8 protein-coding genes are annotated in these 6,726 nt (G+C 40.0%); 4 read left to right on the plus strand and 4 right to left on the minus strand.

Going from position 1 to position 6,726, the window contains the following annotated elements:
• Nucleotides 1-312 (plus strand): group II intron maturase-specific domain-containing protein (locus tag L655_RS0103410; protein WP_024605253.1); only part of this gene is annotated, 312 nt, incomplete at its 5' end.
• 395 nt (nt 313-707) lie between these two features.
• Here L655_RS0103410 and L655_RS0103415 read toward each other — a convergent pair.
• The 3 genes from L655_RS0103415 to L655_RS0103425 form a co-directional block, all read right to left on the minus strand.
• The gene (locus L655_RS0103415; protein ID WP_024604105.1) at nt 708-1,436 is read right to left on the minus strand and encodes a CBM9 family sugar-binding protein; all 729 of its coding nucleotides are present in this window, start codon (nt 1,434-1,436) and stop codon (nt 708-710) included.
• A 67-nt stretch (nt 1,437-1,503) separates the two neighbouring features.
• On the minus strand, nt 1,504-2,583 hold the full coding sequence (locus L655_RS0103420; RefSeq protein ID WP_024604106.1) for an MBL fold metallo-hydrolase: 1,080 nt from the start codon (nt 2,581-2,583) through the stop codon (nt 1,504-1,506).
• Between the two features lie 73 nt (nt 2,584-2,656).
• On the minus strand, nt 2,657-3,313 hold the full coding sequence (locus tag L655_RS0103425; RefSeq protein ID WP_024597208.1) for a DUF2959 domain-containing protein: 657 nt from the start codon (nt 3,311-3,313) through the stop codon (nt 2,657-2,659).
• Between the two features lie 87 nt (nt 3,314-3,400).
• Between L655_RS0103425 and L655_RS0103430 the strand changes: the two genes are divergently transcribed.
• Both L655_RS0103430 and dtd read left to right on the plus strand, forming a co-directional pair.
• On the plus strand, nt 3,401-4,306 hold the full coding sequence (locus tag L655_RS0103430; RefSeq protein WP_024604107.1) for a virulence factor BrkB family protein: 906 nt from the start codon (nt 3,401-3,403) through the stop codon (nt 4,304-4,306).
• Nucleotides 4,307-4,744 carry a D-aminoacyl-tRNA deacylase gene (gene dtd, locus L655_RS0103435; RefSeq protein WP_024600024.1) on the plus strand — a complete coding sequence of 146 codons (438 nt, stop codon included), beginning with the start codon at nt 4,307-4,309 and terminating at the stop codon, nt 4,742-4,744.
• A gap of 8 nt (nt 4,745-4,752) precedes the next feature.
• On the opposite strand, the gene L655_RS0103440 is transcribed toward dtd, so the two are convergent.
• Complete coding sequence (locus L655_RS0103440) at nt 4,753-5,463, minus strand: fused MFS/spermidine synthase (protein ID WP_024604108.1); 711 nt, start codon at nt 5,461-5,463, stop codon at nt 4,753-4,755.
• A gap of 245 nt (nt 5,464-5,708) precedes the next feature.
• Between L655_RS0103440 and L655_RS0103445 the strand changes: the two genes are divergently transcribed.
• Nucleotides 5,709-6,611, plus strand: a complete 903-nt coding sequence (locus tag L655_RS0103445; protein ID WP_024604109.1) for a bifunctional GNAT family N-acetyltransferase/hotdog fold thioesterase — start codon at nt 5,709-5,711, stop codon at nt 6,609-6,611.
• Nucleotides 6,612-6,726 lie beyond the last annotated feature (115 nt).

Raw genomic sequence — 6,726 nt, forward strand, 5'->3', positions numbered from 1 at the left:
GTGCGCGGTTTTGTAAATTATTTTAGTATAGCCAATTGTAAGCGAGAGCTAAAAGCCTTGGCAGGTTGGATCAGACGAAGACTAAGGGCAATACAGCTGAGGTTGTGGAAGAAGCCATCAAGGCTACATCGACGACTAAAGCAGTTAGGGAAAAAGCCACCGTTTAAGTTCATAAAGATGAACTCGTGGCGTAACTCACTAAGCCCTTTATCTTGTGTATCGATGCCAAACCAATGGTTTGAGGAGCTTGGTTTATATCCAATAGAAAAAGTGAATACGGGATGGCTTGCTTTATCAGCGTTTAGGAAATAAGTTGATAAAATGTGAAGGGTACAGGAGCCGTATACGAGGTCCGTACGTACGGTTCTGTGAGAGGGATGAGGCATAAGCCTCACCCTACTCGATGTGGATGAAAATAAGAGCTGTTAGCTATAGTCGTCAGTTGAAAGTATTTAGTTCAAAATTATATGACTACTGTTTTGAGATGAAATTTCCATAATATATTTACCTCTAAAAGCGCAGCGCCTCTTAACCTCTTTGTGAATAATTTACTTAAAGATCTTTTGCACAAGGAGAAGGGAATGAGAAGAGAAAGAGAGAGCTGAAACAGCCGATAATGCAAAGTATCTGTGTTTGTTGGTGGGGGGTCGTTGGGTCTCGCTTCGCTCAACCCAACATACATGTTCAATTATTTTATTGGTAGTAACTTACTTTTTAGGAAGTAGGGTTATTTTGCCAAATACGTCGGCATCTATAAAACCACGATTTCTGTCGCCATTTACTGGTTGTACTTCATGTGAGCCCATAAAGTGCTCGCGCACGTCACTGCCATCGTTATCGCAATACGCTAACATAAACCCGATTATTTGCTTTTCGCTAAGTGTAATTGGGGTGTTTTTAGCCCCTTCTTTATAATCATTAGGGTAGAGTTTTATTGCTACTTCCCAGGTAATGTTAAAGGGCGCGGTGGTGTTGCGCTTCCAGTTACTAACTAGGTGGTCAGTATACAAATGAGCTTTTTTATCAGGTCCGTAATCGGCAGCTTGGTTATCAAGGCCAATATGGTACGCCAAAGCGGTGTGATTAAATTGATGATTACCGCCCGATGCATCGCTATCAATAAATACTTCAAGCGCATCGTCATCCCAATATTTATAGGTTGGATCTGCGTGTTTATCTATTAGAACATCATCCACAATATCGGCTTGTAGGTATAAATAGTTTTGATCCCACAATAAGCGATAACGCCCTTTAAAGTCGGCATCGTTTGATGGCAGTGTGCCATCCATTAGATAAGGCATGTCGTGCCAAGCGGCTTTATCCCATGCGCTTTCTGATACGCCATCAATAGTAATTGGAGTTGATGTATGTTCAACATCAATAGCCATTGCTGGCGTGCTTAATAAAAAGCTTAAGGCGAGTGCTAATTTCTTCATTAATCTCTCAATTTTATTGTCGATTTGTCTTAATGTAATAACAATCTTAAAACAGCTAAGTAAATAATTACAGTGAAATACTTTCGCCTTCGTTTAAAATATACGGCGGTACTTTTGAATCCATTTTATTGTACATATGCAATAAGCGCAGCAGGGCTGAATGACTGCTGTGGTCGCCCATTTTCCAACTTGAGTTACCGTATCCCCACGGTATCATTACTTTGCAGTTAAGCTCTTGTGCTGCGTTGAGCGCGTCTTCTGGTGTGGTGTGAACGTAACGATAAAATTTACCACTTTCTTTACTGTAGTAAGAAGCGATTGGGATTAAGCATACATCTATATCGCCATATTTTTGCTGTATGTCTTTAAAGTGTTTTGAGTAGCCTGTATCGCCTGCAAAAAATAAGGTGCTACCGTTTTGTTCAAGCAGCCAGCCATTCCATAAGTCTTTATTGTTATCTTCGTAAAGAAAGGGCACTAATACGCGAGCGCTAAAATGATGAGCTGGCAGGGCGTTAATAACTAAGTCGTCAATGTTGGTTGTTGAGTACCACGGCATTTCGCTAATATTAAAACCGCCGGTAGGGAAGTTGTCGGCCATCCCGAGTGGTGTTAAATAGCGAGGTTTATTGCCAATGCTTTGTATGTCGGCTTTATTAAAATGATCGTAATGAATATGCGAATACATTACCGCATCAATATTTTCCAGTTCTTGCTCACTAGGCCAAGCGCCTGCTTTACGATAAATGCCACCGCTGAGTTTAAAGCCAAGTGCGACTGGAGAATCAAACTGATTTTTTACCGGATCAAACAGCACATTTTGACCATTTGGGGTGTTAATTACAAAACTAGCGTGACCAAGCCAGCGTACTGTATAGCCAGTGCTAAGTTGTGGTTTAGTTTGCTGGCCTTGGTACTGGCAGTTTTCGCTGCCGGTTTTGCATAGTAAGTCTGGGTGGGCTGGGTAGCAGTTTTCAGTACAGGTAGTAGGATATGTTTTTTCACCTGTGTATAAATTTTTATAACGGCCGTTTTTATCGTTAATAACTATAACTGAGTCGGGGCTAGTAATACGGTTAATATTATTAGGTGCACCGCAGGCAGTGAGTAAGCATAAAAGCATTGTTATGATTAAAAAGCTTTTCATTGTTAATTCCTTTTAGCATGCCTTTAACATAAAAAAGCCTGCAATTAAGCAGGCTTGTTAAAGTAACAAATGATTAGCCAGCGCTATTCATTTGTTCAATAAATTTGTTTGAATCGGCAATCGATTTGTTCATGTCGTTCATCAACAATTGAATATCGCGCTTAAGGTTAGTGAATTCACCTTTAATAGCCGATACCGCTTGTGCATTTAAGTTATGCTTTAAGTATAAAACGTTATCATGAAGCGAGGTTAATACTGGCTCCATTTTACTCTCTGCGCTGCGCATTGAGCGTAATAGCTGATCAAATTGACGCTTAGTCGCGGCTAGCTTTTTGCTGCTTTCACGTTTAAGTGATGCGCTTTTGTACTGCTCTAACTCATCGCCCCACTCATCAAACAGCGCTTCTGCCACGTCTTCTACTTTATTGATATTAGTTGAGACTTCGTTAGCGGCATTTAAGCTCGACTCGTAATCGTCGTTTAACTGATTATAAGTGTCTTGTAATTCGCCACCATTAAAATCGATTAGAGTCGTTAAGCGCTCTAGTGCCGATTTAAATTCTTCTTGTGACTCTTCTTGAGAGTCTTTGGTTTCTTCTACGCGGTCAATAAGAATATCGCGTTTGTGAACACCGACTTTTTCCATTGCAGAGTAATAAGCTGATTGGCAGCCAGTTAAAGTAAGTGTTACTACAAGCATTGAAACACTGAGTAATGTTTGTTTTTTCATTTGAATTCCTGTTTACGTGCGTTAGTGCTGTAAATTATGGCGCTGATTGTTATTATAATCAAAATTATATAAGCACAAGTCAATTGTATGAATGATAAGCTCTCACATTACAAACAGCAAGTTAAGTCCTTTATACGCCAGCAGCCTGGTTGGTGGATGCAGTATTTTAATCGTTGTATAGACGATCAAATAACGGTTAATGCAGGTTACCTTGCTTACGTGACACTTCTGTCGTTAGTGCCATTAATTGCGGTGGGTGTTGCTATATTTTCGGCTTTTCCGGGCTTTGAATCTACTCGCATGGAAATTGAGAGCTTTTTGTTTACCAACTTTGTCCCTACCTCTACCGATGTTATTAGAGAGCACATTAGCTCCTTTGCGGGCAATGCTAATCAAATGACGGCGGTTGGTATTGGTTTTTTAGCGGCCATTGCGTTGCTGTTAATACGCAATGTAGATGCCACTTTAAACCGAATTTGGCGAATTAAGAAAAAACGCCCAATGATGATCTCATTTGCTGTGTACTGGATGGTTTTGAGCTTAGGGCCTGTATTACTCGGAGCGAGTATTGGTGTTACCTCTTATATTGTATCTTTGGTATCGTTTGCTGATCAGGGTATTCCTGGGTTTAGCGGGTTTTTGTTAAAGTTATTGCCGTATGGGATTTCGATGGTGGGCTTTATTATGCTCTACACCTTAGTGCCTAATACGCGCGTGTCGTTTAGAGCGGCAATACCTGGCGCTTTTTTTGCGGCACTTTTATTTGAGCTGACTAAAAAAGGGTTTGCACTTTATATTAGCCATTTTCCTTCGTACGAAGTTATTTATGGTGCAGTAGCTACCATTCCTATTTTGTTTGTATGGGTGTATTTGTCGTGGGTAGTTGTTTTGCTTGGCGCTGAATTTACAGCGTGCATTAGCCCAAATGATATTCCAGAAACACCTGAGCTTGAACTAGAAGATGATGAACCAGCAATAAAGGACACAGTTTAAATGCAAGGTTTAATACAGCGTGTAAAGCATGCCAAAGTAGAAATTAATAACCAAGTAGTAGGCGAAATTGGCAATGGTATATTGTTGCTATTAGGTGTTGAAAAACACGACGACAAGCAAACGTCCGACAAGCTTTTACACAAAGTAAGTAATTATCGTATTTTTACTGACGAAAACGACAAAATGAACTTAAGCCTTAAAGATATTAAAGGTGAGTTACTTGTGGTTTCGCAATTTACGCTAGCGGCTGACACTAAAAAGGGTATGCGCCCTAGTTTTTCATCTGCGGCAACGCCAAGCCAAGCTAATGAGCTTTACGAGTACTTTGTTGCTCAAGCTAAAGAGTTGGGGCTTACAATAGCCACAGGTGAGTTTGGTGCCGATATGCAAGTAAGCTTGTGTAACGACGGGCCCGTTACGTTTAACTTATCTGTTTAAGCCTATTTTTATGCCTCTTTTTTAGTGATCACGACAATATGATTTACATAGCCCGTAATTTTTTGCGGGCTGACGTTACAACCAAATACATCGAGTAACAGCTGCTGAAGTTGCTTTAATTGCGACTCATGCTGCGATAAAAAGTTAATAAATAGCACGCCGTTGTTATTTAAAGCCGAGTAGATTTTTTTATAAAATGCCTCTTCAAATAAAAATCGAGGTGCATCTATTTGGCTAAATAAATCTAGAATAACCCAATCAACATTTAGCGCACTTTTTAAAACCTGTTGCGCATCGGCGCAAAGCAGTTGCTCATTTTTATTTGACGAAAAAAACTGGGTATAGCAATTAATAATATCGGCGTTTTTTTCAACCGATGTTATTTGTGCTTTAGGGTATTTATGTTGTAGATAATTACGAATTGCTCCACCGCCAAGGCCAAGTTCTAACACATTTTGTGGCGGCTTAAGAGCTTGCCAATGCTTATCTAAGTACAATAAATGCGGAAAAAGTAATAAGCTCGGATTATTTAAATCAATAACAGATTGAAGGGTGTCGTTAATAAGTAACCAGCGTAACTGCTCGTGCTCACGTACTTGAATGTGCTCACCACTGCATTTATGCCAATAGATTAACTGACCAATGCTGTGGCTATTTTCAATAAATCGATCGCTTAGCAAACCAGTCAGTGAATTTATATAATTGATTTTTTCAGTCATATTCTCAGCATAAACTAGCAACGTTAAAGCGCAATGCCCTTTGCTATTATTTTTTACGTTATTTTGCAGGCATCACCAAAGTCGTATTTGCAGTTTTTTTAGGATGGAGTATGGTATTTGCCATAATAATACCAATCAATTTAATTATTTTATTTTTCTAGCTTGGTAGATAACCAATACGATTAGTATAGGGCCGTAGCCTTTTTTGACTTTTACTTGCGGCTTATATAACAACAGGAGTATGTATGTTTCAGGTAAGCACCCCACAAAGTAGCGAAGATTGGCAAGCGTATTATCAATTGCGTTGGCAGGTATTACGCGCGCCTTGGGGCGAGCCTCGTGGCTCTGAACAAGACGATATGGAACAAGATTCTGAGCATCGCTTTATAAAAAATAAAGAAGGTGAAGTCCTAGGCGTAGCACGTTTGCACTTTAACAATCATGAGCAAGCACAAGTGCGTTATATGGCAGTTGCAGAGGGTAATCGTAACCAGCATATTGGTAGTCGCTTACTGCACGAGCTTGAAAAAATTGCATGGGTTCAAAATGCCGGTGAACTTGTATTGTTTGCACGCGAACGAGCACTTGAGTTTTATAAGCGCCACGGTTATGAACTAAAAGAAAAAGCGCATTTAGCGTATGGCGATGTTCAACACTTTAAAATGGTAAAGCAAAAGCCATGTGAGCCAGGTTGGTTCCGCCACCCTAATTGGACGCAAGTACTACAAAATATATGGCGTGAGTCTATTCCAATTAGTGACGCGATGGGCATTAAGGTAGAAAGCTATACCGATTGGCAATTTACAACCAGCGCCGACCTTGACGCTAACTTAAACCTACATAACACGATGTTTGCAGGGTCTATTTATAGCTTGGCCACGCTAACAGGTTGGGGCGCTACGTACTTAGCACTTAAAGAAGCCGGATTTGAGGGTAATATTGTATTGGCCGATGCTAACATTAAGTACTTAAAACCGCTTACTACAGACCCACGTGGTTGTGTTGATATACAAACATGTAAGGGCAAGTTAAGCGATTTAGAAACCGACGGTAAAGCAACCTATATTGTGCCTGTTACTATTTATGATGGTGATAACGTGGTTGCAGAATTTGAAGGGCAGTTTGTAGTAAAAAAAATAACTGTTTAGCTGTTCAAAACACAAAAAAGCCAAGCAATGCTTTAACACCACTCGTTTAAGAACGAGTGGTGTTTTTTCGTTTATACCTAACTGGATATTTTTGTGTCTTTGCGAGCACCGTTCG

Source organism: Pseudoalteromonas sp. TAE79 (genome assembly GCF_000498015.1).
Taxonomy (GTDB): Bacteria; Pseudomonadota; Gammaproteobacteria; order Enterobacterales; family Alteromonadaceae; genus Pseudoalteromonas.

Bases quoted from the DNA above. Each gene is read 5' to 3' on its own strand.
- L655_RS0103425 (WP_024597208.1), bottom strand. From the start codon at position 3,313: ATGAAAAAACAAACATTACTCAGTGTTTCAATGCTTGTAGTAACACTT.
- L655_RS0103445 (WP_024604109.1), top strand. From the start codon at position 5,709: ATGTTTCAGGTAAGCACCCCACAAAGTAGCGAAGATTGGCAAGCGTAT.
- L655_RS0103415 (WP_024604105.1), bottom strand. From the start codon at position 1,436: ATGAAGAAATTAGCACTCGCCTTAAGCTTTTTATTAAGCACGCCAGCA.
- dtd (WP_024600024.1), top strand. From the start codon at position 4,307: ATGCAAGGTTTAATACAGCGTGTAAAGCATGCCAAAGTAGAAATTAAT.
- L655_RS0103420 (WP_024604106.1), bottom strand. From the start codon at position 2,583: ATGAAAAGCTTTTTAATCATAACAATGCTTTTATGCTTACTCACTGCC.
- L655_RS0103440 (WP_024604108.1), bottom strand. From the start codon at position 5,463: ATGACTGAAAAAATCAATTATATAAATTCACTGACTGGTTTGCTAAGC.
- L655_RS0103430 (WP_024604107.1), top strand. From the start codon at position 3,401: ATGAATGATAAGCTCTCACATTACAAACAGCAAGTTAAGTCCTTTATA.